Origin of the sequence: Bacillus pinisoli (assembly GCF_023036475.1) — a bacterium.
GTDB classification, from domain to species: domain Bacteria; phylum Bacillota; class Bacilli; order Bacillales; family SA4; genus Bacillus_BS; species Bacillus_BS pinisoli.
In genome coordinates, this window is the sequence record NZ_JAJQKI010000006.1 from 199,138 (window position 1) to 225,751 (window position 26,614).

The 26,614-nt window shown below is 37.3% G+C and carries 29 protein-coding genes; 18 read left to right on the forward strand and 11 right to left on the reverse strand.

Features of this window, described 5'->3' with window-relative positions:
• Positions 1-161 precede the first annotated feature (161 nt).
• From LT143_RS11135 to LT143_RS11145, 3 genes are all read right to left on the reverse strand, one after another.
• On the reverse strand, positions 162-719 hold the full coding sequence (locus tag LT143_RS11135; protein ID WP_246943056.1) for a GNAT family N-acetyltransferase: 558 nt from the start codon (positions 717-719) through the stop codon (positions 162-164).
• A 252-nt stretch (positions 720-971) separates the two neighbouring features.
• Positions 972-2,096, reverse strand: a complete 1,125-nt coding sequence (locus LT143_RS11140; RefSeq protein WP_246943057.1) for an amidohydrolase — start codon at positions 2,094-2,096, stop codon at positions 972-974.
• A 30-nt stretch (positions 2,097-2,126) separates the two neighbouring features.
• Positions 2,127-3,029: a TIGR01777 family oxidoreductase gene (locus tag LT143_RS11145; protein ID WP_246943058.1), complete on the reverse strand. Its 903-nt coding sequence runs from the start codon at positions 3,027-3,029 to the stop codon at positions 2,127-2,129.
• Positions 3,030-3,128: 99 nt separating this feature from the next.
• Between LT143_RS11145 and recX the strand changes: the two genes are divergently transcribed.
• Positions 3,129-3,953 carry a recombination regulator RecX gene (gene recX, locus LT143_RS11150; RefSeq protein ID WP_246943059.1) on the forward strand — a complete coding sequence of 275 codons (825 nt, stop codon included), beginning with the start codon at positions 3,129-3,131 and terminating at the stop codon, positions 3,951-3,953.
• A 19-nt stretch (positions 3,954-3,972) separates the two neighbouring features.
• A complete protein-coding gene (locus LT143_RS11155; protein WP_336296599.1) occupies positions 3,973-4,299 on the forward strand; it encodes a YfhH family protein in 327 nt (108 codons plus the stop codon).
• Between the two features lie 23 nt (positions 4,300-4,322).
• Here LT143_RS11155 and LT143_RS11160 read toward each other — a convergent pair whose 3' ends face one another.
• Positions 4,323-4,484, reverse strand: coding sequence for a small, acid-soluble spore protein K (locus LT143_RS11160; protein ID WP_246943060.1), 162 nt, complete (start codon positions 4,482-4,484; stop codon positions 4,323-4,325).
• A 138-nt stretch (positions 4,485-4,622) separates the two neighbouring features.
• On the opposite strand from LT143_RS11160, the gene LT143_RS11165 reads away from it, so the two are divergent.
• Complete coding sequence (locus LT143_RS11165) at positions 4,623-4,892, forward strand: YfhJ family protein (RefSeq protein WP_246943061.1); 270 nt, start codon at positions 4,623-4,625, stop codon at positions 4,890-4,892.
• Between the two features lie 180 nt (positions 4,893-5,072).
• Here LT143_RS11165 and LT143_RS11170 read toward each other — a convergent pair whose 3' ends face one another.
• Positions 5,073-6,056, reverse strand: a complete 984-nt coding sequence (locus LT143_RS11170; RefSeq protein WP_246943062.1) for a metal-dependent hydrolase — start codon at positions 6,054-6,056, stop codon at positions 5,073-5,075.
• A 124-nt stretch (positions 6,057-6,180) separates the two neighbouring features.
• On the opposite strand from LT143_RS11170, the gene LT143_RS11175 reads away from it, so the two are divergent.
• The gene (locus LT143_RS11175; RefSeq protein ID WP_246943063.1) at positions 6,181-6,480 is read left to right on the forward strand and encodes a hypothetical protein; all 300 of its coding nucleotides are present in this window, start codon (positions 6,181-6,183) and stop codon (positions 6,478-6,480) included.
• 40 nt (positions 6,481-6,520) lie between these two features.
• Positions 6,521-7,627, forward strand: coding sequence for an A/G-specific adenine glycosylase (gene mutY / locus LT143_RS11180; RefSeq protein WP_246943106.1), 1,107 nt, complete (start codon positions 6,521-6,523; stop codon positions 7,625-7,627).
• A 127-nt stretch (positions 7,628-7,754) separates the two neighbouring features.
• On the opposite strand, the gene LT143_RS11185 is transcribed toward mutY, so the two are convergent.
• Positions 7,755-7,979, reverse strand: a complete 225-nt coding sequence (locus tag LT143_RS11185) for a hypothetical protein (protein ID WP_246943064.1) — start codon at positions 7,977-7,979, stop codon at positions 7,755-7,757.
• Positions 7,980-8,119: 140 nt separating this feature from the next.
• Here LT143_RS11185 and fabL point away from each other — a divergent pair, with 140 nt between their 5' ends.
• The 6 genes from fabL (at position 8,120) to LT143_RS11215 (ending at position 13,857) form a co-directional block, all read left to right on the forward strand.
• The gene (gene fabL, locus LT143_RS11190) at positions 8,120-8,869 is read left to right on the forward strand and encodes an enoyl-[acyl-carrier-protein] reductase FabL (RefSeq protein WP_246943065.1); all 750 of its coding nucleotides are present in this window, start codon (positions 8,120-8,122) and stop codon (positions 8,867-8,869) included.
• Between the two features lie 138 nt (positions 8,870-9,007).
• Complete coding sequence (locus LT143_RS11195; RefSeq protein WP_272495765.1) at positions 9,008-9,178, forward strand: gamma-type small acid-soluble spore protein; 171 nt, start codon at positions 9,008-9,010, stop codon at positions 9,176-9,178.
• Between the two features lie 524 nt (positions 9,179-9,702).
• Entirely contained in the window at positions 9,703-9,966 is a 264-nt protein-coding gene (locus LT143_RS11200; protein ID WP_246943067.1) for a YgaB family protein, read from the forward strand.
• 1,190 nt (positions 9,967-11,156) lie between these two features.
• A complete protein-coding gene (ntdP, locus tag LT143_RS11205; RefSeq protein WP_246943068.1) occupies positions 11,157-11,687 on the forward strand; it encodes a nucleoside tri-diphosphate phosphatase in 531 nt (176 codons plus the stop codon).
• 83 nt (positions 11,688-11,770) lie between these two features.
• Positions 11,771-11,911 carry a hypothetical protein gene (locus LT143_RS11210; protein ID WP_246943069.1) on the forward strand — a complete coding sequence of 47 codons (141 nt, stop codon included), beginning with the start codon at positions 11,771-11,773 and terminating at the stop codon, positions 11,909-11,911.
• 197 nt (positions 11,912-12,108) lie between these two features.
• Positions 12,109-13,857, forward strand: coding sequence for an ABC transporter ATP-binding protein (locus LT143_RS11215; protein WP_246943070.1), 1,749 nt, complete (start codon positions 12,109-12,111; stop codon positions 13,855-13,857).
• Positions 13,858-14,079: 222 nt separating this feature from the next.
• Here the strand turns inward: LT143_RS11215 and LT143_RS11220 are convergent, their stop codons facing one another.
• From LT143_RS11220 to LT143_RS11235, 4 genes are read right to left on the reverse strand one after another with little or no spacing between them, the layout of a single operon-like run.
• The gene (locus LT143_RS11220) at positions 14,080-15,093 is read right to left on the reverse strand and encodes an ABC transporter ATP-binding protein (RefSeq protein WP_246943071.1); all 1,014 of its coding nucleotides are present in this window, start codon (positions 15,091-15,093) and stop codon (positions 14,080-14,082) included.
• On the reverse strand, positions 15,086-16,093 hold the full coding sequence (locus LT143_RS11225; RefSeq protein WP_336296600.1) for an ABC transporter ATP-binding protein: 1,008 nt from the start codon (positions 16,091-16,093) through the stop codon (positions 15,086-15,088). Before LT143_RS11225 ends, LT143_RS11220 begins: the two co-directional genes overlap by 8 nt.
• A 16-nt stretch (positions 16,094-16,109) precedes the next feature.
• Positions 16,110-17,033, reverse strand: a complete 924-nt coding sequence (locus LT143_RS11230) for an ABC transporter permease (protein WP_246943073.1) — start codon at positions 17,031-17,033, stop codon at positions 16,110-16,112.
• Between the two features lie 22 nt (positions 17,034-17,055).
• Entirely contained in the window at positions 17,056-17,955 is a 900-nt protein-coding gene (locus LT143_RS11235) for an ABC transporter permease (RefSeq protein ID WP_246943074.1), read from the reverse strand.
• Between the two features lie 342 nt (positions 17,956-18,297).
• Here LT143_RS11235 and LT143_RS11240 point away from each other — a divergent pair, with 342 nt between their 5' ends.
• From LT143_RS11240 to zupT, 3 genes are all read left to right on the forward strand, one after another.
• Entirely contained in the window at positions 18,298-19,887 is a 1,590-nt protein-coding gene (locus LT143_RS11240; protein WP_246943075.1) for a glutathione ABC transporter substrate-binding protein, read from the forward strand.
• Positions 19,888-20,267: 380 nt separating this feature from the next.
• Positions 20,268-21,092, forward strand: coding sequence for an undecaprenyl-diphosphate phosphatase (locus LT143_RS11245; RefSeq protein ID WP_246943076.1), 825 nt, complete (start codon positions 20,268-20,270; stop codon positions 21,090-21,092).
• A gap of 334 nt (positions 21,093-21,426) precedes the next feature.
• On the forward strand, positions 21,427-22,224 hold the full coding sequence (gene zupT, locus LT143_RS11250) for a zinc transporter ZupT (RefSeq protein WP_246943077.1): 798 nt from the start codon (positions 21,427-21,429) through the stop codon (positions 22,222-22,224).
• 26 nt (positions 22,225-22,250) lie between these two features.
• Here the strand turns inward: zupT and LT143_RS11255 are convergent, their stop codons facing one another.
• Complete coding sequence (locus tag LT143_RS11255; protein WP_246943078.1) at positions 22,251-22,412, reverse strand: hypothetical protein; 162 nt, start codon at positions 22,410-22,412, stop codon at positions 22,251-22,253.
• 133 nt (positions 22,413-22,545) lie between these two features.
• On the opposite strand from LT143_RS11255, the gene LT143_RS11260 reads away from it, so the two are divergent.
• The 4 genes from LT143_RS11260 (at position 22,546) to LT143_RS11275 (ending at position 26,584) form a co-directional block, all read left to right on the forward strand.
• Positions 22,546-22,884 carry an ArsR/SmtB family transcription factor gene (locus LT143_RS11260; protein ID WP_246943079.1) on the forward strand — a complete coding sequence of 113 codons (339 nt, stop codon included), beginning with the start codon at positions 22,546-22,548 and terminating at the stop codon, positions 22,882-22,884.
• Positions 22,865-24,256: an aldehyde dehydrogenase gene (locus LT143_RS11265; protein WP_246943080.1), complete on the forward strand. Its 1,392-nt coding sequence runs from the start codon at positions 22,865-22,867 to the stop codon at positions 24,254-24,256. The genes LT143_RS11260 and LT143_RS11265 overlap by 20 nt, the downstream gene beginning before the upstream one ends.
• A 225-nt stretch (positions 24,257-24,481) precedes the next feature.
• Positions 24,482-25,204, forward strand: coding sequence for a sensor histidine kinase (locus LT143_RS11270; RefSeq protein WP_246943081.1), 723 nt, complete (start codon positions 24,482-24,484; stop codon positions 25,202-25,204).
• A gap of 129 nt (positions 25,205-25,333) precedes the next feature.
• Positions 25,334-26,584, forward strand: a complete 1,251-nt coding sequence (locus tag LT143_RS11275; RefSeq protein ID WP_246943082.1) for an ATP-binding protein — start codon at positions 25,334-25,336, stop codon at positions 26,582-26,584.
• Positions 26,585-26,614: the final 30 nt, after the last annotated feature.

Sequence of the window (26,614 nt, forward strand, 5' to 3'; positions counted from 1 at the left end):
TCCATGAACTTATTATCATCGTTACCGAATTCTGTATGGCTTATTCATTTATTGAAACAAAAAAGTCTGCCAAAATTGGCAGACTACATATTTTAAATAAATTTGTATATTTGGCTTTTATTGCAGCGTCTACGAAGAAAGGCGCGACCATTAACCAAGTATTAAGCTTCTTTCAGGTGATCTTCTTGGAATGAATAAGGCTTTCTCATAGAATGAAGATTATAAAGATCCTTAGGGATTTCAAATAGGTTATAAATATCTTCCTTAGCGTTCAACTCTTCATAAAGACTGGTTCTTGTTTCATTTGCGAAGATGGTGTAGGGAAGCTTTTCAGCAGCTTTATATGATCTAACGTTTACTTTGCGAATACGCATAAAGATTCGTTCAATTCCAAGTTCAAAGAATAATTCGTCAAAAAAGGCATCCTTCGCCAGTTTATTATATCCTAGGCCATGGTATGGTTTACCTAGCCATGTTCCTAAAAAACCAGCTTGATCTTGAATATCAAATAAGTTGATGGTACCAATTGGGTTTCCCCATTCATCTAAAATCGTTCTAGAGATAATCTCACCGCGCTCTTCTGCTTCAATCGTTTGCTTGGTAAGGAATAAGAATTCTTCATAAGTTGCAGCTTTATGGCGCACAAAAGGGAAGACGTCTGGGTGCACCATCAGCTCATAAAGAGCTTGACAATCGTTAAGATCACGTTTTTTTAGCATGCTGATCCCCTCCTCATCTCATGAGGGCATAAATGTCCATACGTGTAGTAGGACTCCCACCCTCGAAATTTTTTATGATGTTGATTAAAAAAATTTCGGGATGGGAATCGAACCCATTAGGACCAGCTCTGCTGGTGGCGCACCATTTGCCTTCCCCTAAATTACAATCAGTATAAAATTTTAGGTTATAATATCATATGAATACTTAAAGTATAATACGATATTTTTTGTAAAAAAGATACTACTTTTTTGTTAATTTTTTTTGTAAATTATTTCCCCATTTACCATTGTAAGTCTAGCCTTTGCCATATAGTGAAATGGGTGATGACTCCATAATACAATGTCCGCGTCTTTTCCAACTTCTAAGCTTCCAAGACGGTCCGCTACACGCAAGTTTCTAGCAGGAGTAATGGTAATTCCTTCAAGTGCTTTTTGCTCATCCAATCCTTCACGAACAGCTAGTGCTGCACAAATATTTAAATATTGAATAGGCGTATAGGGGTGGTCTGTTGTGATTGACACTTCTACTCCTACATCAGCAAGTACTTGGTAGGTCTTCCATGATTTATTCTTGAGTTCAATTTTACTTCTACGAGTCAGAGTAGGTCCAACACTGACTTTTACATTTTTACCTTCAAATTCACTTGGAATTAAATGTCCTTCTGTACAGTGTTCAATTCGATAGTCGAGTTCAAATTCCTCTGCAAATCGCATAGCAGACATAATATCATCTGCCCGATGAGCGTGGATCCTAACGGGGATTTCTCTATTTAAGGCTTTGATAATGGGAGCTACTCTAATATCTTCAGGGTGATCACAATACTTCGCCTTGAAAAATGCTTCTCGTAGCATCCCCATAATTCCCATACGGGTAATAGAGTCATTACTGCCGTGACTATGAATGCGTTTAGGATTTTCACCTAAAGCAATTTTTAAGCCTGCTGTCTCTTGAATTAACATTTTTGAGACACTTCGAGCATGTGTTTTAATAACAGAAGTTGTCCCACCAATTACGTTAGCACTGCCGGGCATGATATGAGCAGTTGTTATTCCATGCTGAATAGCATCTGAAAAGGCAGTGTCGAGCGGATGTAAACTGTCTAGTGCTCGTATATGTGGGGTTAGCGGCTCAATCGTTTCATTCGCATCATTTCCAGCCCAACCTGTACCTTCATCATACAGACCTAAATGGGTATGCACATCAACGAAGCCAGGTAATAAAAACATCTCTTTACAATCTACAATAAATGTATCTTCGGTTGGTTGTATATTCAAACCAATCTCTTTAATTTTTCCGTTTTCCACATACAAATCAGCCTTTTGTAGAGGGGCAGATGTAACAGGATAAATAGTCGCATTTTTAAATAAGGTTTTCATGACGTGACTCCTTTTAAGCTTTCATTCCCCTTATTTTAATATGTTAGTTAAAGCTTCATCAAGATATTTATAATGAAATTGATAACCTGAGTCCTCGGCCTTTTGAGGAACAACCTTTTGCCCCTCTAGGACTAAAACACTCATCTCTCCTAATAGTAGTTTTAAAGCGAAACTCGGAGCCGGAAGGAAATGAGGTCTTTTCATAACATGTCCTATATGTTGCCCAAATTTCTTCATGGTAACAGGATTCGAGGAGACAACGTTGAATGGTCCTTTAATGTTTTCATTCTTAATCGCGTACTGAATCATCCCAACTACATCGTCAATGTGAACCCAGGACATCCACTGTGCACCGGATCCCACCGTCCCACCTGCAAACAATTTATAGGGAAGAACCATTTTAGGTAGAGCGCCCTCTTGTTGATCAAGAATAATACCAAATCGAGTATAAACAGTACGAACTCCGAGTTCTTCTGCGGCCTGTGCTTCTTGTTCCCATGAAGCGACTGTCTGTGCTAAGAAGTCTTGACCTGGAATTTTGTTGGACTCTGTGAATTCCTTCTCTAGAGAAGTCCCATAATAACCAATGGCACTCGCATTGATTAGGACCGATGGTTTCTTATTCATATTTTGTAGGATCCTAATAACCTCTCTAGTAGCAGAGATTCTTGAAGAGACGATTCTTTGCTTTCTCTCAGCCGTCCATCTTCCGCTATTTAATGATTCTCCTGCTAGGTTTATAAATACATCAATATCATTCAATTCATTCTCAGGCTGACTGTCTTCTGTCAACCACTTCACATATTGAATTCCGTCCTTGGAAGAGGAATGCTGACTTCTTGATAATATATAAACGTTGTGGCCACCTTGTAAAAAGCTCTTTGTTAACGCTTTACCTACAAAGCCTGTACCTCCCGTTATAGCAATCTTCATAAGGGACCCCCTCTAAATAATAGTAACTAACTATATTCTAGTTTTTATCTCCATATCCTTTCCCAAATTTGTGCTATATTTAAACATGAGGTGAGACGTTTGGCGATTATTACAAAAATCACAACTCAAAAAAAAGCAAAAGACCGATACAATATTTTTGTCGATGATGGACAAGGCGAGCGTTACGCTTTTAGTGTGCACGAGGATGTACTCATTTCGCATTCTCTGCAAAAGGGACAAGAAATTGATGAGTTTGATATAGAAGAAATTAGCTTTAGTGATGATGTAACAAGGGCATTCCAACAATCCCTTGTGTTTCTATCATACCGTATGAGATCATCCTTAGAAGTTATTCAATACCTCAAGGAAAAAGAATATGAAGATGCGGTCATTCAAGAGGTGCTCCATAAGCTTACAAGCTTGAAATATTTGAATGACGAAGAATTTGCCATCGCTTTTGTTAATACGAATGCAAGAGTATCTTTAAAAGGTCCTACGGTTTTAAGACAAGAGCTTACTCAAAAAGGCATTTCGGCAAGTATAATTGAGCTCGCAATGACACATTATGCAAAAGAAGATCAAATTGAATTTGCAAAAAAATACTCAGAAAAGACATTTAAAAAAACATCAGCTAGTTCTGAGAAAATGCAAAGACAGAAAGTAATGGATGCCTTGAAGCGAAAAGGCTATACACAAGACGTTATCTCCATCGTATTGGAAGAGCGTGTCCCTGAGCGCGATGAAATCGATGAGTGGGATGCATTATGTAAGCTGGGGGAGAAAGCCCATCGAAAGTATCAAAAATATAGTGATTGGGAATACAGTCAAAAGATGAAACAATTCTTATATCAAAAGGGTTTTACAATAGAACTTATTGAGCGCTATCTAGAGTCAGAGGATTGCCCTCGGCACAATGTAGATTAATGAAAAGCGAGTGATAAACGTGGAAAAAAGATATAGTCAGATGACAGAATATGAATTGACTCAAGAAATTCGTCAAATACATGAACAGGCAAGAAAAGCAGAGCAAATGGGACGAATTAATGAACTTGCCGTTTTGGAACGTAAGAATCTGATGGCACGAGCTTACTTATTAGATCCAAATGATTTTAAGCCAGATGAAGTGTACGAAATTGAACAAGATCCAGGCACGTTTTTTAAGATTAGTTATATGAATGGAATTTTTGCATGGGGTACGAAGCTTAATGGGGAGAATAAAGAAGACGCTTTGCCCATTTCAATGCTAAAGAGAACAGAAGCCAGAAAGTAGGATCTGGCTTCCGTCATAACTTTCTATTCTTCTTCTCTTAAACCAGATGCGCGCATTCTTTCCTGAGGATGAGTGTTGATGGACCCATCAGCACGTAAAGAGGCATATTCTGCCTTTGCTCGCGGTTCACCTTCAAATTTATTACCGTTCTGGTTTGGGAACCCTCGTTTCTTATTACGTACCATTGTGAGAACCTCCTCGTCAGATAAAAGATAAAAGCTCGTGCTAAAAAGAGACAAGCACTCATCTTTCAAGCACGTAATGATAGTATGGCACCTAATAGGTATGATATGAGATAGAAAATTTGGAAAGGGTGGTAGTGGTTGAACGATTATCAAGAGAGATTAATTCAGTTACTGTTAGAGAAAAATCAGGCATTAACTGCAGCACAAGCTAGAACATGGATAGAGCTATTATGGGATGATTTTGAGACCTCCTCAGCTAAGGCAGGTGCAACATATATGGGGAGCGAGATGACTGAGAGAATTGTTACACAATGGGTGAACAGATATGGAGCAACTCTACATGAATTTGTAGCAACAAATCCGAAATATGCACATTTATTAAATCAAGATCATGGCGGGAAACACTAAAAGTGAGTAATGCACTTTTAGTGTTTTTTTTTGATTTCCTGATATAGGCGGTGGAATTCCTGATATATGAGAAAAGTTACTGATATATTACTTGGAATTACTGATATATCACGGGAAATTCATGATATCAAAGCAAAATACCAAGCACAACAAAACCTACCTCAAAAGGTAGGTTTTGCGTTATTCAGAGGGAAGGATATCAAGTTTTTTACGTAATTTCTTCTCACTGAATATCCAGCCTGTATAGGAACTTATAATCTGTAGGTCTTGATCAAGCTGCACGACTGCGACGAACGGATAATAGTCTTTACTTCTATATCGAAGATCAATAAATCTTACCTCTGTGTAGTCATCACACTCTTCAATTTCCCATCGATATACCGGAGAAAAAGATAAGAAGGCAGATATATTATGATCCTGTTTCGCCGCCTTCATGATGGGAGTATCGGGAATCGGATGGCGGTCAAATGTATCAAGAATTTTAATGGTCCCGTCCATTGCACGAATGACATGAAAGTACCTCTCCGATCTGGCGACGACATGCCAATGGGTAAAACGGATGGTGGGTGATACGATGACCTCCTGTACATCTGAAATAATTCGTTCGACAGATTGTACGACATTTCGTTTCATTTTGTACCTAACCAAATAATAGGCAGCTACAATAATAAACACTCCGGAAAAAACTTGAAGTGGATCCACTCCTAACTGCCACACAACAATACCAACAACATGAGCAAAAAAGATGAAAGGATCAAACGTATTTATTACACCCAGTGCAACCCATCTATGCGAAAAAGGGCGAAGGGCCTGTGTCCCATAAGCGTTAAATATGTCGACGAAAACATGAAGGATAACGGCAATAAATGTCCAAATCCATAGGTGGAATAAATCAACCTGAGGAAGAAATAGGCTAATTCCTGCTACAATCAACAACGGCCATAATAAAACGGCTGGAATAGAGTGAGTGATCCCTCGATGGTTTCGTATATATTTTGCATTATTGCGAAGCTTTAAAATAGTATCTAAGTCAGGGGCTTGTGATCCGATAATCGTCCCTATTAAGACGGCTTCAAGAGTTAATGGGTCTTGGTTAATGGCAGGATCAACAGTTGCTATACCTCCTAGAGCAATCCCCATGACAAAATGAGTGCCAGTATCCATACGAAAGAAGTCCTCCCCTAAAAAAGTTTGCGTTAGTTACTATATAGCTCTTCTCTATAAAAATAAACCTATTCATGCCTTACTAATATGTGCATATTTTTATGTTTTTAAAGGAGACATCGACATGAATAAACCGTTAAAAATATACATTCATTATAAAATTAAACCAAATCACACAAATGAATACGAAAAAATAATGGAAAAAGTCATAGGTTATATGCCTTCATTTGGTGCCCATCAGATAGACTGGTATTCCCCGGAGAAAGATATGTATGCAGAAAGCTTTTCTCTACCGACCATTTCCCACTTTATAGCATTAAGAAATTTGAGGAATGGAAAGAAGCATTCCATATTTGGGCTGCTTGACCAATTTATAGAAGGTGGAGTTGAAAATGTCCAGATTCACGCAGTTAAGGTACAATAGAATCTGGGGAAAGAGTATATTACATCATGGGGGAAGACACGTGAATGCAACTTCATATATAGAGCACTTTTTAATAGATCAATTTCAACATGACTTAATAAGTTGGTTCGAGAAAGAACAGCGGGACCTTCCTTGGCGAAAAGATCAGGATCCATATAAAGTTTGGGTCTCGGAGATTATGCTGCAGCAAACAAGAGTAGATACGGTTATTCCTTATTTTAATAATTTCATTACTCAATTCCCTACAATTGAAGCATTAGCACAAGCAGATGAAGAGAAGGTACTAAAGGCTTGGGAAGGACTAGGCTATTACTCGAGAGTGCGAAATCTGCAGTCAGCTGTAAAAGAAGTACATGCTAGTTATGGTGGGGTTGTCCCTAATACGCCACAGGAGATTTCAAAATTAAAAGGAATTGGACCATATACGACAGGATCAATTCTTAGTATCGCCTATGGTGTTCCAGAGCCAGCAGTGGATGGAAATGTAATGAGAGTGTTATCAAGAATTCTGTCCATATGGGATGATATTGCCAAGCCTAAAACACGTAAGATTTTTGAAGAAATTATTAGAGTGATCATCAGTAAAGAGAATCCCTCTTTCTTTAATCAAGGATTAATGGAACTTGGAGCAATTGTCTGTACTCCAACTTCACCTTCGTGCTTACTTTGTCCTGTTAGGGACCATTGTAAAGCGTTTATGGAGGGTACACAATCGGAGCTTCCAGTGAAAACAAAAAAGAACTCAACAAAAGAAGTACCACTTGCAGCAGGTGTTTTTGTCACAGAAGACGATAAAATACTTATTCATAAGCGTCCAGATACCGGCCTTCTTGCCAAACTGTGGGAATTTCCGAATGTTGAACTGACAGGTACATTACAAACTCCTAAAAAACAGTTGCAGCAATTCGTAGAAGAATACTATAACGCCGGGAATGAAGTAGAAGAAGTAATTGGAACTGTCCAACACGTCTTCTCACATCTTACTTGGAATATAACTGTATATGTAGGGAAACTCAACCACAAAATGGAGAATTCAGACCGAGTGAAACTTGTTACTTATGAAGAGTTAGATGAATATGCGTTTTCCGTATCACATCAACGGATTTGGAAACAATTCCTCGAGACAAAAAGGATTCAGCAATCATAAGCTGAATCCTTTTCTTTTTATCTAAGACTCTTTTCTAAACCTTTGTTGCTTTTCAATCTTATTTATCAGCAATTTGGCCATATTTATATGATTAGATTAAATTATGCGAATGTAGCCTTATCTAAACTTAATCAAACTGAACTCTTGTTCCATGCGTCCAATCTGCCTCATTACGTTGTAAGCCGCCTCGGTCTTCAATTTCCTCTATAATTTCACGATGAATCGTTTGTCCTTCTACATTTAAGTAAGGCATAATTTGCTGAAAAGAGTGGTGGTAAAACGCTAATTCGCTATCCTTCCACTTCTTTTTTGACATCATTGATAGTTCGGTCATATCTCTACCTACATACATAGTTCAACTCTCCTTTCGCCATATGTTGCACTATATTTTTTGTTACAGAGAGAGGAGCTATACCATAAATATATTTGAGAAAATTAGCTAAAGAAAGTACAATATGTTACATGAGAAGGAAGACAGGAGTGAGCGAGTCAATGACACAAAAGGTGGCATTAGTGACAGGAAGTAGTAGAGGAATAGGTAAAGCGATTGCCCTTAGATTAGCAGAAAAAGGGTATGACATTGTTGTAAATTATGCAAGAAGCCGTTCAGCAGCAGAGGAAACCGCGAAAGAAATAGAGGCATTGGGAAGAAAAGCAGTCGTCATTAAAGCAAATGTAGGAAAGCCAGAAAAAATTAAAGAAATGTTCCAAGAAATCGATCAACATTTTGATCGACTTGATGTATTTGTCAGCAATGCAGCCTCTGGGGTATTACGACCGTTAATGGAACTTGAAGAGTCCCATTGGGATTGGACGATGGACATTAACAGTAAGGCATTGTTATTTTGCGCACAAGAAGCTGCAAAGCGAATGGAGTCTTCTGGCGGCGGACATATTGTAAGCTTAAGCTCATTAGGATCCATCCGTTATTTAGACAACTATACAACCGTAGGTGTCTCAAAAGCTGCTGTTGAATCACTAACGAGATATCTAGCAGTGGAGTTAGCGCCGAAAAATATTGTGGTCAATGCGGTGTCAGGTGGGGCAGTTGATACGGATGCATTAAAACATTTTCCAAACCGAGAAGAATTGCTAGAGGATGCTAGAAAGAATACACCAGCGGGTAAGATGATAGAGCCAGGTGACTTAGTAAATGCAGTTATGTTCCTTCTTTCGGATCAAGCTGATATGATCCGTGGACAAACCATAATTGTAGATGGTGGAAGATCCTTACTTGTTTAAAAAAGCTCTCTGCTTTGTTACTACTTAAGAGCAACAGCCTATAAAAAATATACATTTTAGTACGTTAAAAAAATAAAATTTTATTTGAATAAGATGCTCATCTCTGACACAGATTAACAAGTGTTGGAGGTGATAATGATGGCAAAGAAGAGTCAAGCTGCTAAGACAAACGCTGCTGAAGTTAAAGCACAAAACGCTGCATCTGCTGGTCAAGGTTCTTACGGAACTGAGTTCGCTTCTGAAACTAACGTTCAAGAAGTACGCCAACAAAATGCACAAGCTGAAGCTAACAAAGGTCAAAACTCTTAATACTTAAAAAGGGCACTCTTTACCTTAACGGTGAAGAGTGCTTTTTTATCAATGAAAAAGCTTGGTCCATAATAGTCTTCCAACTGACGAGCTCAAAATGGAAAGAGCGCCATTTTGTTCTCTTCAGAACATTTGCTTGTCGGGCCTGATCGAGGTGCCTCCGCTTTTCGGTTTGTCTAGCTACGGCACCTAGGCCCTCGAGGTCAAATAACCTGAAGAGCTCAAAATGGGAAGAGCGCCATTTTGTTCTCTTCAGAACATTTGCTTGTCGGGCCTGATCGAGGTGCCTCCGCTTTTCGGTTTGTCTAGCTACGGCACCTAGGCCCTCGAGGTCAAATAACCTGAAGAGCTCAAAATGGAAAGAGCGCCATTTTGTTCTCTTCAGAACATTTGCTTGTCGGGCCTGACCGAGGTGCCTTCGCTTTTCGTCAAAACTTCTCACGAGTCTACATAGATAGTCAAAGGATTTTTGGAGTGTTCCAAGAATTGATATATACAACGATATTTAGAGGAGTTGACCTATGATGTCTCGCTTTGATTTACTGGTTCGTGAGCAACTTCAAACAATGGATAAGCTTTTGTTTATACAATCAGAACTCGAGCGGTGTCAAGAGCTTGAGCGTGAATTAAAAGATCTCCAGAATAAAACTGAAATGCAATCTTTGAAGGAAGAAATACAAAAGATGAAGGCAGAATTAAAAGAAATTCAACATACGTTTGAAAGACAAACTGAGGAAGTCATTACAGCCTATAAGCACCAGGAAACCTCACTTACTACTGCCTTATAATGGAACATAAATAAAAAGCAGAGCCATTAGAATAAAGATGTGCTCTGCTTTTTACTAGGCTCTTTTCTAAAACTTTGTTGCTATCTAATCTACTTTATCTAAAGTCAAGATTATTCTTAACGATAAATACTGTATTGAACGTTTAGAAAAGAGCTTTTTACTATGACTATTTAAGTACGCTAACTGGTATAGTAAACAAATTCCACAATATGATGATAAAAATAATAGATAATCCCCAAGCAATTAGTGGAATTTCGTGATGTATTTTTAACATGAGAAACATGACAATTAGGAATAAAAAAGACCACCACATGTTCCGACCATTATGATGATTTATTAAGTCTAGATTTTTCAGGTTAATATACTCTACAGTCCAGTAAAAAAAGATCCATAAAGAGATTCAACCAATTTGTTTCCGTTTTTCCTATGGAAATCGTCAGAGATAAATTAAGATTGTCGAAGAGTACGCTATAGCCATGATCTTAAGAGTTATAAGAGTATGATTGGTAGGATCGTTTCACCAAAGAAAGATTCTTCGTACGTCCACATCGAGTAGTTATAAAAGAGGAAGTTCTTCAGCAAATCTATACAAATGAAGAATAGTATAGTTGGATAATATAATCTCCACTTTTTCCAATCCCCCCATTTTATCGCTGCAATGAAAAACAAAGCATTAAATAAAAGTGCATCATTCCGCCTCTTATCAACTTTTATTATTACTATTTCCCCATTTAACGTGAGCTATTAATTTTAAACGATTATAAAATAGTACCTTTTGTAATATAGTTTTCAGATCCTTTTTTACGTGTGACACATATAGAATCAAGGTTGCTTACTATTTTAATTGGCACTTTTGTTTTAAATTATACAGAGAACCGTTATAATAATAAGAAGCGCAAAAATATATACGGATATATAGGGATAAGGCTCTTTTCTAAAACTGTTGCTATCTAACCTGCTTTATCTGAAGGGAAGCTCACTTGAAACGATAAATGACGTAACTTATCAGATTAAAAGTAGATGAAATTAAACTAATTAGTCAAAATCGGCATTTGGGATTTTTACGAAAGCAACAACTTATATGAAATGAGCGATGTATAAAAGAGAAAATACTTTGGATAGAGTATCTATCTAAAATTTCACCATGGCACCACTAAAGTGGGACAAGGCAATGAAAGAAGGGAGCTTATATGGGTTTTCCCATGATAGGAGAAAAAGTTCAAATACATAGCTATAAGCATAATGGACAAATACACAGAGTATGGGAAGAAACAATTGTATTAAAAGGAACGCAAAGTATTGTTATTGGCGGAAATGATCGTACGACTGTCACAGAATCAGATGGGCGGACCTGGATTACAAGGGAGCCCGCGGTATGTTATTTTCATGCTGATTATTGGTTTAATATTATTGGAATGCTAAGAGAGGATGGCATCTACTATTACTGTAATATCAGCTCTCCTTTTATATGGGATAAAGAAGCATTAAAATATATTGATTACGACCTAGATGTTAAAGTATTTCCTGATATGACCTATGTATTACTCGATGAAGATGAATATGAACGACATCGAAAGGAAATGAAATATCCTGAGGTTATTGATCATATATTAAAAAGAAATCTAGATTACTTGCTTCAATGGATCCACGGGCGCAAAGGACCATTTGCTCCAGATTTTGTGGATAATTGGTATGAACAATATTTATTATACAGATCTTAAAAAGGAACCTGTTGGTAGTACACAACAGGTTTTTTCGGCTGGAAGATGTGGTACTTTAAAATGAGGACTCGCAAGAAAACAGCGTGAAGTCGCAAGAAAAGATAGAAAAGTCGCAAGAAAAAATGGAACTCGCAAGAAAACAGTTTGAAGTCGCAAGTAAAATGAGAAAGTCGCAAGAAAAGATAGAAAAGTTGCAAGAAAAAATGGGACTCGCAAGAAAATAGCGTGAAGTCGCAAGTAAAATGAGAAAGTCGCAAGAAAAGATAGAAAAGTTGCAAGAAAAAATGGGACTCGCAAGAAAACAGTTTGAAGTCGCAAGTAAAATGAGAAAGTCGCAAGAAAAAGCACAAAAGTCGTAAGAAAAAGTCTAATACTTACCAGAAAAACAACAAAGTAAGTTAAGAAATGTGGTGTAGTCAACGTGGATAGCATAAAACGTTATTTTATTTTTGTAAGACCTTATTGGTGGAAGATTATTTTTACCATATTAATTGGTATCATTAAGTTTACGATTCCCTTATTAATTCCATTATTATTGCAATACATTATAGATGATGTCATCAACGGAGAGACTTTAACGAATCAAGAGAAGCTTGATCAGTTATTTCTCATAATGGGAGTAGCTTTTGTCTTATTTGTGGTAGTGAGACCGCCCATTGAATACATACGACAATATTATGCGCAGTGGGTGGGAAGCAAGATCTTATATGATATTCGAGATCAGCTTTTTACTCATTTACAAAAACTGAGTCTTCGCTTTTATGCGAATACCAGAGTCGGAGAGGTGATCTCTCGAGTCATTAATGATGTCGAACAAACGAAGTCCTTTGTCATAACAGGACTTATGAATGTATGGCTAGATCTCATTACCATTATTATCGCCATTGCCATTATGTTATCAATGGATGTATCTTTAACGATTGTCTCGATCCTGTTATTTCCTTTATACGGATTCTCGGTCAAGTATTTTTATAGTAGGCTACGAACACTGACTAGAGTTCGTTCGCAGGCACTTGCTAATGTTCAGGGACATTTACATGAACGGGTGCAAGGAATGCCTATTATTCAAGGCTTTGCTCTTGAAGACCATGAGCAAAGAGAATTCGATGTGCAAAACCAAAACTTCCTATCAAAAGCATTAGAGCATACCAAATGGAATGCCAAAACATTTGCTGTCGTGAATACCATTACTGATGCTGCTCCTTTGCTCGTAATTGGATATGCAAGCTATCAGGTCATCCTTGGGGATATTAAAATTGGAACCATGGTAGCCTTTATTGCTTATATGGACCGGCTGTATAGTCCACTCAGAAGATTGGTTAACTCTTCAACGACTCTAACACAGGCTGTTGCATCAATGGATCGAGTATTTGAGTTCATTGATGAAAAGTATGATATTGAGGATACACCAAGTGCAAAAGCATTAAACAAAGTCGAAGGAAAATTAGCTTTTGAGCATGTGACATTTAAATATTCTGATGATGAAACGGCTGTCTTAAAGGATGTAACATTAAATATAAACCGTGGTGAAACCGTCGCATTTGTCGGAATGAGTGGAGGAGGAAAGTCTACACTCGTTAGTTTAATACCACGTTTTTATGACGTGTCATCTGGATCTATTAAACTGGATGGTGTCGACATTCGTGAATATAAAGTGCGTTCGTTACGGGATCAAATTGGGTTAGTCTTGCAAGATTCTATATTATTTAGTGATTCTGTGAAATTTAATATATTAATGGGGAAGCCTGGTGCTTCTGATGAAGAAATCATAGAGGCGGCAAAGGCTGCTAATGCACATGACTTTATTATGGAACTACCAGAAGGGTATGACACGAAAGTTGGCGAGCGTGGAGTCAAACTATCTGGGGGACAAAAACAACGTATTTCTATTGCAAGAGTATTTTTAAAAAATCCTCCGATCTTGATTCTGGATGAAGCAACGTCTGCTCTAGATCTAGAAAGTGAGAACCTCATTCAAGAATCGCTGACCTTGCTTTCAAAAAATAGAACAACTTGTGTTGTTGCACACCGGTTATCAACCATAACACATGCAGATAAAATTGTTGTTTTAGACCATGGTGAAATTAAGGAAGAAGGTACGCATGAAGAATTGATGAAGCGTAAAGGGGCGTATTACGACTTATTCTCTATACAACAGCTTGATAAATAAAGGCTATTTTCGTATAGATTGTTGCTAACGTAAAAATCCCAAAAGCCGGATTTTTACTATGAAGTACAGTGTCAGGAGCACTAAAAAGAGAGAGTTGCTCTTTTCTAACTAAATAGGGTAGTTTTTAGAAATATTAGCTTGAAAAGCAACAAAGTTTTAAAAAAGACCTAAATAAAAAATACCCTGTCTCTTATCTATAGAGAGACAGGGTATTTCTTTGTCTTAATAGTTGGCTACAACTTTTGAATAATCTACAGGACCCTCTTCAACTAAGTGACAAGCTACTTGATGTGTTTCACCAGTTACCGATTGAAGCTTAGGTTCTTCTGTTCGGCATCTTTCGGTTGCGAACGGGCATCGCGTATGGAAACGACAACCTGTAGGTGGGTCGATTGGTGAAGGTACATCACCTTGTAGAATAATTCTTTCCTTCTTTGCTTCCATGTTAGTACTTGGAATAGCTGATAATAATGCTCTTGTATATGGATGCTGAGGATTTTCAAATAATGATTTTTTGTCCGCAATTTCCACAATCTTTCCAAGGTACATAACGATAATTCGATCAGAAATGTGACGAACCACACCTAGGTCATGAGAGATAAACAAGTATGTTAGTTTGAAATCACGTTGTAATTCTTTTAATAAGTTTAATACCTGTGCCTGAATGGAAACGTCTAGTGCAGATACTGCTTCATCACAGATAATTAACTTTGGATCAACTGATAGTGCACGGGCAATCCCAACACGTTGACGTTGACCACCACTAAATTCATGTGGATGGCGGTCTATTTGGTGAGCACCAATTCCAACTGTCTTAAGAAGTTCCTCAATCTTTTGGCGTCTTTCATTAGGAGGAACCACATTTTGAATTTCTAGAGCCTCTTCAAGTATTTGACTTACAGTTTGACGAGGGTTTAACGATGCATAAGGATCTTGGAATATAATTTGTAGATCTTTACGCTTTTTTCTCATCTGAGATTTAGTAAGTTTAAGAAGATTTTCACCTTCAAAATTGATTTCACCAGATGTAGGATTATCAAGGCGGAGGATCGCTCTACCTGTAGTAGACTTTCCGCAACCTGATTCACCTACGATACTAACAGTTTCACCTTCATATACAGTAAAACTTACATCGTCTACAGCTTTAACATGATTAACGGTTCTTCCAAAAACGCCACCAGTGATAGGGAAGTACTGCTTTAAGTTTTTAACTTCTAATAATGGCTTTTTACTCATTAACCCCTACCTCCTCTTTTTCCCATTGATCCGTATGAATCCAGCATCTTACTTGTTCGCCTTCAGCATTAAGATTCTCTAATTCAGGAAGCTCAGCATGACAAATTGCCTTTGCATGTGGACAACGTGGAGCGAAACGGCAACCTTGTGGCAAATTAAATGGGCTTGGCACAGAACCTTCAATTACAGCTAAGTCTCCTTCATAATCCTGGTCATGCTTAGGAACTGAGTTTAATAGACCAATAGTATAAGGATGCTTAGGATTAGTAAAGATCGTCTTTACATCTGCATATTCAACAACCTTACCACAGTACATAACCGCGACTTTATCACACATTTCTGCTACTACTCCAAGGTCATGGGTAATTAACATAAGTGAAGTCCCTAGCTCATCTTGAAGCTTTTTCATTAATTCAAGAATCTGTGCTTGAATTGTAACGTCTAAAGCTGTCGTTGGTTCATCGGCAATAAGTAACTCTGGATTACAGGCTAATGCGATTGCAATCATAACACGTTGTCTCATACCACCAGAAAGCTCAAAAGGATATTGCTTAGCACGTTTTTCTGGTGAAGGAATACCAACAAGACGAAGCATATCTACCGCTTTTACCCAGGCTTCTTTCTTATTTAACTTTTGGTGTATACGAATTGATTCCGCAATTTGCTCACCACAGGTTAAAGTTGGGTTTAATGACGTCATTGGTTCTTGGAATACCATGGAGATATTATTACCACGGATATTCATCATTTCTTTTTTTGTTTTGTCTAAAAGGTTTTCACCTTTGAATAGGATCTCTCCACCAACAACCTTTCCAACAGGTTCTTGAAGAAGTCTAAGAATAGATAGAGAGGTAATACTTTTACCAGATCCTGACTCTCCTACAATTCCGATTGTCTTTCCCTTATCTATTGAGAAATCTACACCGTCAACAGCCTTTACCTCACCTTCATCTGTAAAGAAAGAGGTACGTAAGCCTTTAACTTCTAATATTTTAGTCACACTTTTCACCGTCCTTTTAGTTTAGGTCAATTCGTTTGTTAACAATACGATAAGTGATATCAACAAGGAAGTTAACAAATACGAATAGAACCGCACATACAAGAATTGTACCTTGTACCATAGGGAAATCATGGGCACGGATGGAGTCAATAATTAAACGACCAAGACCGTTAATTGCAAATACCGTTTCAGTAATAACGGCTCCACCAAGTAGTCCACCAAACTGAAGACCAACTACAGTTACTACAGGAATTAATGCATTACGTAATGCGTGCTTATATATAACTAGCTTATCGCTTACACCTTTTGCATAAGCAGTACGAATATAATCTTGGTTAATAACTTCTAGCATACTAGAACGAGTCATACGAGCGATAATAGCAGCTCCACCTGTACCTAATGTTATGGCAGGAAGAATCATATGCTCCCAAGTACCCCAACCAGCTACCGGTAACATTTTTAAATCAACTGCAAAGAAGTAAATTAACATGATCCCAAGCCAAAAGTTAGGCATAGAAAGACCGAATAATGCAAATATCATTAATGAGACATCAGCAAAAGAATACTTCCGTGTTGCAGAGATAATTCCTGCAATTAATCCAATTAATACTGCAAGTGCAGTCCCAATGAATGCTAATTGAACAGTTACCCAAAAGCGATCAGTAAAAATTTCTTCTGCTACTGAACGGTTTGTTCTTATTGATGTACCTAAATCTCCTTGAACGGCATTAACAACATAACTTATATATTGTTCGTGAAGTGGGTCATTAAGACCAAGCTTTTCACGCATTGCTTCAATTTGTGCTTCATCAGCATGTTCTCCGGCCATAATCTTAGCAGCATCACCAGGAATTAAGTGCATCATGAGGAATACCGCTAGTGTAACACCAAGCATAACCGGAATGGTTTGGAAAATCCTTCGGATAATATATGTTAACATTTATTATTCACCTTCTTTAATGTTAGTTTTTGGTTTTTGGATCAAGTGCATCTCTTAAGCCGTCACCAAATAGGTTAAATCCAATTACGACGATTAGAATAACAAGCCCTGGGAATAATGTAATATGAGGTGCTTGTGCTATATATGAACGACCTTGACTAAGCATTGTTCCCCATTCAGCTGTAGGCGGTTGTGTTCCCATTCCAAGGAATGAAAGAGCACTTGCTGTAATAATCGCTGATGCAATATAAAGTGTTGCTTGTACAATAATTGGTGAAACAATATTAGGTAAAATATGCTTAAAGATAATTCTAAAGTCACTTGCTCCCATTGCTCGAATGGCATCAATGTACTCTAGCTTTTTAACACTTAGTGTCGATCCACGAACAATACGAGCGAATGTTGGTACCGCAAAGAATGCTACAGCAATAATTACGTTAATTGTACTTGCTCCAAGCACGCTTACAATGGCAAGTGCAAGTAGAATTCCAGGGAATGCAAGTAAGACGTCTGTCAATCTCATGATAATAGTATCAGTTCTACCACCGTAATAGCCTGAAACAATTCCTAGGATAACCCCTGCGAAAGCACCTAGTAGTGTGGAGACAAATCCTACTGATAATGAGATTTGTGCTCCAAATAGAAGACGGCTTAAGATGTCACGACCTTTATCGTCTGTACCAAGCCAGTGTTCCGCTGAAGGACCTTCCAGTTTTTTAATAATCTCAATATGATCAGGATCATAAGGAGCAATAACTGGTGCTAAGATTGCTAGGATAGCAAAAAAGAAAACGATGAAACCTCCAGCCATTGCTGCTTTGTTTTTTGCAAGCTTTTTAATAAAAGCTTTTCTACGAGCAGCCTTTGCATTAAAAGGCTTTGCTGGGATTATTGTATTAGGTTGAAGCTGTGTTTGACTCATGCAATTCTCATCCTTTCTATATTTAGGACTTATTTTTTAGTTTGTAAGCAACAATCATATCATAGCTAGAATCCTGTAATATTACAATAGATTAGTAGGTATTAAGTTTTGGAAAAAGAAGAATTGGAAATTTAGTGGATAAGCATTAAATTTTATCCAAATTAAGGACTTATGTATAATAGTAGAAAATACACACATACTTACAATTATTAGGGAATATTACGGGATTATTACTGATTTGTTACAAGGGTTTAAAAAATATATTGTGTTTTTTAAATTTTTGCATTATTATTACGATTGTAAGCAAAGCTTAAATTATTAAATGAGGGGGCTATACGTATTATGAAAGCAAAAAAGAATTTGTTTTTAATGCTTTTACTTACGTTTGTACTTGCCTTAGCTGCTTGTGGTGGCGGAGAAAAGCCAGCAGAAGAAGGTGCTGAAGGTACTGAAGGTACAAATGAAGAAACAGAAGTTCAAGAAGGTGGAGAATTAGTATTCGTTATCTCACAAGATGCGCCAACACTTGACCCACACGGAATGAACGACACAGCAACAACAAATGCAACGTCTCAAATGTTTGAGCGTTTAACTGATTATGCAGAAGATGGTTCAGTTATTCCTATGTTAGCAACTGAGTTCAGTCCAGTTGACGAAACTACTTGGGAATTCAAGTTACGTGAAGGTGTTAAATTCCATGACGGTACTGACTTTACTGCTGAAGCGGTTAAATTATCGTTAGAGCGTCTAATTGACCCAGAATTCGCATCACCACGTGCTGTTGTATTAAACATGATCACTGAAGTTGTAATTGTGGACGACTATACAGTTCACATCAAGACGAAATTCCCATTCGCTCCACTACCAGCTCACTTAGCACATAACGCTGGTTCAATCATCGCTCCTTCTGCTCTTGAAGAAGAAAAGAACGGTGGAACAAAGGTTGACCAAAATCCAGTTGGTACTGGTCCATTCAAATTTGTTTCTTGGAGCCCAGGTGCTGAAATCAACTTCGAAAAATTCGCAGACTACTGGGGCGAAGGTGCAAAAGTTGATACTTTAAAATTCGTTACAGTTCCAGAACAAGCAACTCGTAATGCAATGTTAGAAACTGGTGAAGCTGATGTAATCCAAGTTGGTGCTTCTGATGTTTCTTACATGGAAGGTATTGACACTGTTGAACTAACAACTGTACGTGGAACTCGTATGGACTACTTAGGATTCAACATGAACAAAGCTCCATATGATAACGTAAAAGTACGTCAAGCAATCTCTATGGCAGTAAATAAAGAAGATATCATTAACGGAATTTTAGATGGTCAAGGTGTAGCTGCTGTTGGACCACTTGCTCCTACAGTAGTTGGTAACTACCAAGGTTTAACTCCACTTGCATATGATGTGGAAGCTGCTAAAGCATTACTTGCTGAAGCTGGATTTGCTGAAGGATTCAAGACAACTCTTTGGGTAAACGATGGTAACAAAGAGCGTGCTGATATCGCTGAATTAATTCAAGCGCAATTAGCTCCACTAGGAATCGAAGTTTCAATCGAAATCGTTGAGTGGGGTGCATTCTTAGAAAAGACTGGTGCTGGAGAGCATGAACTATTCCTATTAGGATGGACTACAGTAACAGCTGATGCTGACTACGGTCTATATGCTTTATTCCATTCTACAATGGTTGGTGCACCAGGAAACCGTTCATTCTATAAGAACGACAGAGTTGACGAGTTACTTGACCTAGGTCGTCAAGAAGCTGATCAAGCTAAGCGTGACGAAGCTTATAAAGAAGTTTCTGAAATCTTAGTTGAAGAAGCTCCAATGGTTTACTTACAACACCCTGACTTTATCTATGGTTCAAACGGTATTGCTTCAGGATTATTCGTAAACTTCAGTGGAACTCCATTCTTCAAGGACGTTCAACTTGCAAAATAATTAATGCTAAAAACCTCATTTCACTCGTGAAATGAGGTTTTTTTTGTACCTTGGAATGATTCAAGCCTTATATAAAGGCTCTTTTCTAAAACTTTGTTGCTTTTAGTGCAATTATTCTGGGTGTATAACCAGTTTTAGAAGCAAATCGAGGTAGAATCAGAAAAGAGCAACTCTCTTTATGAATAGAAGTATTTAAATACTAAGGTGAAAATCTGGCCTCCTGAGATTTTTACGCAAAGCAACAATCTATACGAAAACAGCCTGTATAAAGTAGTGAAATTTTAGTTCGCTCTTGTTATAATGGAAAAAGTGTGAGGGTGTGACAAGCACTCCTTTTTTCTTTGCCATAATAATAATAATGAAAGTTAGAGGATAAACAGATGGATTTATGGAGTATCATTGTTGCCATTATTTTAGGAATTGTCGAAGGGTTAACGGAGTTTGCACCTGTTTCATCAACTGGACATATGATCCTAGTTGATGATATATGGCTAAATTCAAAAGAACTCTTTTCAGAAGAAGTGGCCAATACATTTAAGGTAGTCATTCAGCTTGGTTCTATATTAGCTGTTGTGATCGTGTTGTGGCATCGTTTCTTTGATTTATTACCATTGAAGCAAAATCTACAAAAAAACCAAGAAGGCCGTCTAGGTTTAATGAAAGTCCTAGTTGGCTTAGCTCCAGCCATTATTCTTGGTTTCACATTTGAAGATTATATTGATGAACATTTATTCTCCATGAATACGGTATTAATTGGACTTGTAGCCGGAGCCATATTAATGATCGTAGCGGATAAACTTGGTCCAAAAGTGCCGAAGATTGAGTCTGTTGATCAAATCTCATATAAACAAGCATTCTTAATCGGATTATTTCAATGTATTGCCTTATGGCCAGGATTTTCTCGTTCGGGATCAACGATCTCTGGTGGGGTAATTTTAGGAATGAGCCACCGTGCTGCTTCTGATTTTACCTTCATAATGGCCGTTCCAATTATGCTTGGAGCTAGCACAATCTCACTTTTAAAGAACTGGGATGCCTTCACTCCTGATGCATTTCCATTCTTAGCAGTTGGTTTTGTGAGTGCATTCATTTTTGCCTATATCTCAGTTCGATTCTTCTTAAAATTAATACACAGAATTAAGCTTACTCCGTTTGCCATTTATCGAATTGTACTAGCTGGAATTGTATATATTGTCTTCTTTTAAGGCTCTTTTCTAAAACTTTTTTGTTTTTCAAAACCAAAGTGATAATTTTAGAAAAGAGCAACTCTCTCTATTTAAATCACTGGACGTTGTACTACCGAGTAAAAATCCGGCAATTGGGATTTTTACGAAAGGAACAATCTTTACGAAGACAGCCTCTTTTAAATAAGCCATACAATAATAGCACACCTACTACAAAGGTGTGCTATTATTGTATCTAAAGATTTAAACAACTTTACTATATTACATATAAACTTTTAGTATTATTTATAAATATAAATTTATATAATCATTTTATAGTCATTCTACATATATTGTGAAACGGGAGGGAAGAAAATTGACTGAAAACTTACTACTCGCATTTGGATTGACGTTAATGGCAGGTCTTGCAACAGGTGTTGGAAGTATATTAGCTTTCTTTACATCTACCACTAATACTAAGTTCCTATCACTATCCCTTGGTTTCTCGGCGGGTGTCATGATATATGTATCAATGGTTGAGATATTTGTAAAAGCACAAGATGCTCTTGTGTCTGCAATGGGAAATGTAGCAGGTAACTGGACGACTGTTGCAGGATTTTTCGGTGGAATGTTTCTAATTGCGCTTATAGATAAACTGATTCCTAAAGCAGGAAACCCTCATGAGGTTAAGAAGGTAGAGGATATGAATGCACCCCGTAACCCTAACCTTCTAAAGATGGGAACCTTTACAGCGCTTGCTATTGCGATTCATAACTTTCCAGAAGGAATTGCTACGTTCACTTCAGCATTACAAGATCCTTCTTTAGGGATTGCAATTGCGGTCGCCATTGCCATTCATAATATACCAGAGGGGATAGCTGTATCAGTACCCGTTTATTTTGCTACAGGAGACAAGAAAAAGGCATTTAAACTTTCTTTTTTATCGGGACTTTCTGAACCACTTGGTGCACTTGTCGCGTACCTTGTATTAATGCCTTACTTAAATGACATTATGTTCGGAGTTATCTTTGCAGCAGTTGCAGGGATTATGGTATTTATTTCATTAGATGAATTATTACCAGCCGCTCAAAAGTATGATGAGGCACATTTATCCATTTATGGAGTAATCGGTGGTATGGCGGTTATGGCAATAAGTTTACTATTATTTATATAGATGTGGAAAGAAAGCAAGAGAGCAAACTAATTGCTCTCTTGCTTTCTTTTCATTAGATCACTTAAATGGTTAATTCGTTGTAGTACAGAAAAATGGTGCATAATCGCCATACCGATGATTATTGCACTGAAAATGCTTGATAGTATGGTACTTGTTACTAATAGCCGATGTGTTTGAAAATTAAACATTGCATCACCACCTAAGTATAATCTTGCTTAGTGTGTATGTATTGACCTATTATTATGCTCAGCAGAGAGCTTTACAAGATATATAATTAATGTTTAAATGTTTAAAAGGTTAAACATTCGAACGGAGGATTTTATGAGCCAAAAAGCTTTAGATGTTTTTAGGGAATGTATCCCTATCTTTGAAGTATTAAGAGATTCACATAGACAAAATATTATTGTATCACTCTGTGATCGAGGTGAGTTGACAGTGAATGAAATTGCACAACAATCTAGTTTATCAAGACCAGCTATATCACATCATCTGAAGTTATTAAGAGCAGAAGGATTAATTAAAGTAAGACAAGTTGGGACACAGCGGTTTTATTCCGTGTCATTACAACCTTCCATTAGTTTATTAAAGGAATTAACAAAGCAATTAGAAGAAGTAGGAGAAGAAAGGGAGATGAAGGATGATGAAAGAAGTGACACCTGAAGTAGTAAAAAAAATTCTAGATAAACACCAAGATTTCTTTGAATCCAATCAAACCCGAAGTTATGAATTTAGAATAAAACAGTTAGATCTATTGAAAGAAGGAATTCTGAAGTACGAAGACAAAATAACAGAAGCATTGCAAAAGGATTTAGGAAAGCATCCTTTCGAAACCTATACAACTGAAATTGGCTATGTGCTACATAGTATACGACAGGCTAAGAAATCACTGAAAAAGTGGATGGAACCAAAGAAAGTCAAAACCCCACTTTATTTACAGCCAGCTAAAAGCTTCATAATGTCTGAGCCATATGGAACCGTGTTAATAATTGGTCCTTTCAACTATCCCTTTCAATTACTGGTTGAGCCTTTAGTAGGGGCAATTGCTGCAGGGAATACAGCAGTAATAAAGCCATCTGAACTTGTACCGAACGTGGCGGGCGTTGTGACTGATATGATTGAAAGTACGTTTCAAAGTAAGTATATTTGCTCCATTGAAGGCGGAATTGAAACGAATCAAGCTTTAATCAATAGTCCGTTTGATTATATATTCTTCACGGGGAGTACCCAGGTAGGTAAGATTGTAATGGAAGCAGCATCGAAGAATCTAATACCTGTAACGTTAGAACTCGGTGGAAAGAGTCCTGTCATTATTGACTCATCAGCCGACATTCAAGCTGCCGCTCAAAAAATCATCTGGGGAAAAACGGTCAACGCCGGTCAGACCTGTGTAGCCCCTGATTACCTGCTCGTTCATGAGGATATTAAAGAATCGATGATAGAAGCATTAAAATCTACAATAAAAACTTTTTACGGTCATAACGTATTAGAAAGTAAGGATTATGGGAGAATTGTCACCACGAGACATTTTAATCGGTTAGTAGAACTACTTGAAAGAGAACAGGACAGTATCATCTTCGGTGGTAAAGTTGACCAAGCTTCAAGGTTTATTGAACCAACCTTAATTGAGGCAAGTGAGAACTCAGCTACGATGGAAGAAGAAATCTTTGGCCCTATTCTACCCGTATTGTCGTATTCTGAACTAACGAATGCAATCTCAATCATTAAGAAGAATTCAAAGCCTCTGGCGCTCTATCTGTTTACATCAAATCCAGAAGTTGAAGAGAGAGTGCTTACAGAAGTTTCTTCAGGGGGAGTATGTGTAAACGATACACTAACACATCTGGGTAATCCTGAGCTTCCATTTGGGGGTGTCGGACATTCCGGAATGGGGGCTTATCACGGCCATTATAGTTTCAAGACTTTTTCACATGAGAAAAGTGTATTAAAGAAAAAGGGTAGCCGTACACTAGACCTCCTTCTTCCACCTTTCAATGAAAGAAAATTAATGCTGGTAAAGAAGTTTTTTAAATAGGTTACTTTACTAGTTGGAGAAAAGAACTCAAAAAGACCATTTTTAAGTGCGTAGATCTACTCGTGATCTACGCACTTTTTTCTCCAGAAAGAAGGATAATCAGAGCTTTTGTTGAAAGTTTCCTTAGTTAGTCCCTAATTGATAAATCTATATTAGCGCAATGTGAGGTAGTATTATGGAGAATGTAGAGAGGCTGAAACCCATCTAGCTTCTTCGTTCATAAAAATGTATAACCACCTTTTAAAAAGCTATCAGCAAGTGCTAGAAAGACAAAGTAAGCTCGATTATGCAGGTACGATTAAGTCAAGCTTAATTCATGAAGTTAAAAATAGCTTAACGGTTATACAAGGTGGAGTACAAATTATGCCAGAGCTTCAAGAGCTTACTCCTAAGTCTAAACAGGTATTAGAGCAAATCCAAATTGCGAGTGATCAGTTACATGATTTTGTTAAAGGATATCAGACCTTTTTGAAGACCCAAAACATGAACTTTGTAGAAAAACCGTTGATGCAGGTGGTCAAAAAGGCTCTTCTTCTTTGCGAACTAACGTTACAAAATCAAAAGTATACAATAGAGGTAGATATACCAAGGAACTTAACCGTAAATATAAACGAAGCCTATATATTACAAGTGTTTGTCAATTTGATAAAAAATAGTATAGAAGCAACTCCTAGTGAAACTGAACGCTTACAACTCCAAATTAAAGCCTATTTGGAACAGGACAAGATATACATTGATTTTATAGATCGAGGTACTGGAATAAACAAAGAAGAGTGGGAAACGGTATTCTATCCATTTCATTCAAATAAAGAAAAGGGAACCGGCCTTGGATTACCATATTGCAAGCAGATTCTATTAGCACATCGTGGAGATATTAATATTGTAAGAAGTGACGACTCCGGAACTCATATTCAATTATGTTTGCCATTATATCCATTCTCTACTTAAAAGGTAGCCCTGGGAAACCAGGGATTTTTTTAATAGATATGTGTCGTTATTTGACTAGGGAAAAAGGGATTTGTTTACATTTGTAGAATGTATGTATAGTGATAATAAACATACCTACAGGAGCAAAGTATGATTACTAATTTATTAGATTTCTTAATTAATATGTTATTTATCATATTACCAATAGTGGCATACCAGGCACTACTACTAAATAGTCCACTCGAAACTATCAAATCCTCAAAGAAACAAAAGCTACTTCTTGCTATCATGTTCTCAATATCAAGCGTGCTATGTCTTCTTTTTCCAGTGCATCTTGGTGAAGGGCTCCTTGACTTGAGAATTATACCATTTATTATTGGTACTCTATATGGAGGGGTCAGGGTAGGGGCAGTAGTGTTATTGACGACATTAGGTCTTCGATATATGGTAGGTGGAAGTGGGTTTTATATCTCCTTAGTAGAATACGGAATAGTAGCTTTTATGTTATTACGAACAATTAAACAATTCCCAACGTTTTCCCTAAAGAAAAAAGTAAGCGTTTCCGCTTGGATCTGTATACTACCTACAATTCTTGGTTTACCTATTGCATTCTTTGTTTATGATATAACAGCTGTCTACCTAGGCTTAGTTTTAATCGCAGTAAGTATCATTTGTATTTTATGTTCTATTTATCTCTTAGAGAGTACGATAGAAAGATTACATACGTTAATTGAATTACACAAAGTAGATAAAATGTCTATTGTTAGTCATTTAGCGGCTTCTGTATCTCATGAGGTTCGAAATCCGCTCACCGTTACAAAAGGGTTTATACAGTTATTAAAAAATAAGTACTCTGATAATGAGGAGGACCGACTTTATTTTGATTTGGCGTTAGAGGGATTAGTAAATGCAGAAACCATAATAACGGATTACTTAACGTTTGCTAAGCCTGCTTTCGATAAGGTTGAAGTATTAGAACTTGGGGAAGAATTACAGAAAATCATTAAAGTAGTGAGTCCTTTTGCAGCTATGCATAATATTAATATTTCGTATGATGGTTCTTATGTACCTATTGAAGGAGATAGGCTGAAAATTCATCAGCTGTTCTTAAATATTCTAAAAAATTCAATAGAGGCCATGCCAAACGGTGGAGAATTATCTATCTTACTTTTACATGATAAAGAGGATGTAAAAGTAATTATAAAGGATACGGGCTTTGGAATGTCTAAAGAGCAGCTGCTCAGATTAGGAGAGCCCTATTTTTCCACGAAGCAAAACGGGACAGGATTGGGAATGATGGTCTCCTTAAATATACTTAAAAGTTTAGGTGGGGCTTATAAAGTGTACAGTAAGCCAAATGAAGGTACCACTTTTTATATCACGTTTCCTGCTTTAAAATAAAGAGCCCGAAAAACAATATGGATTGATCTT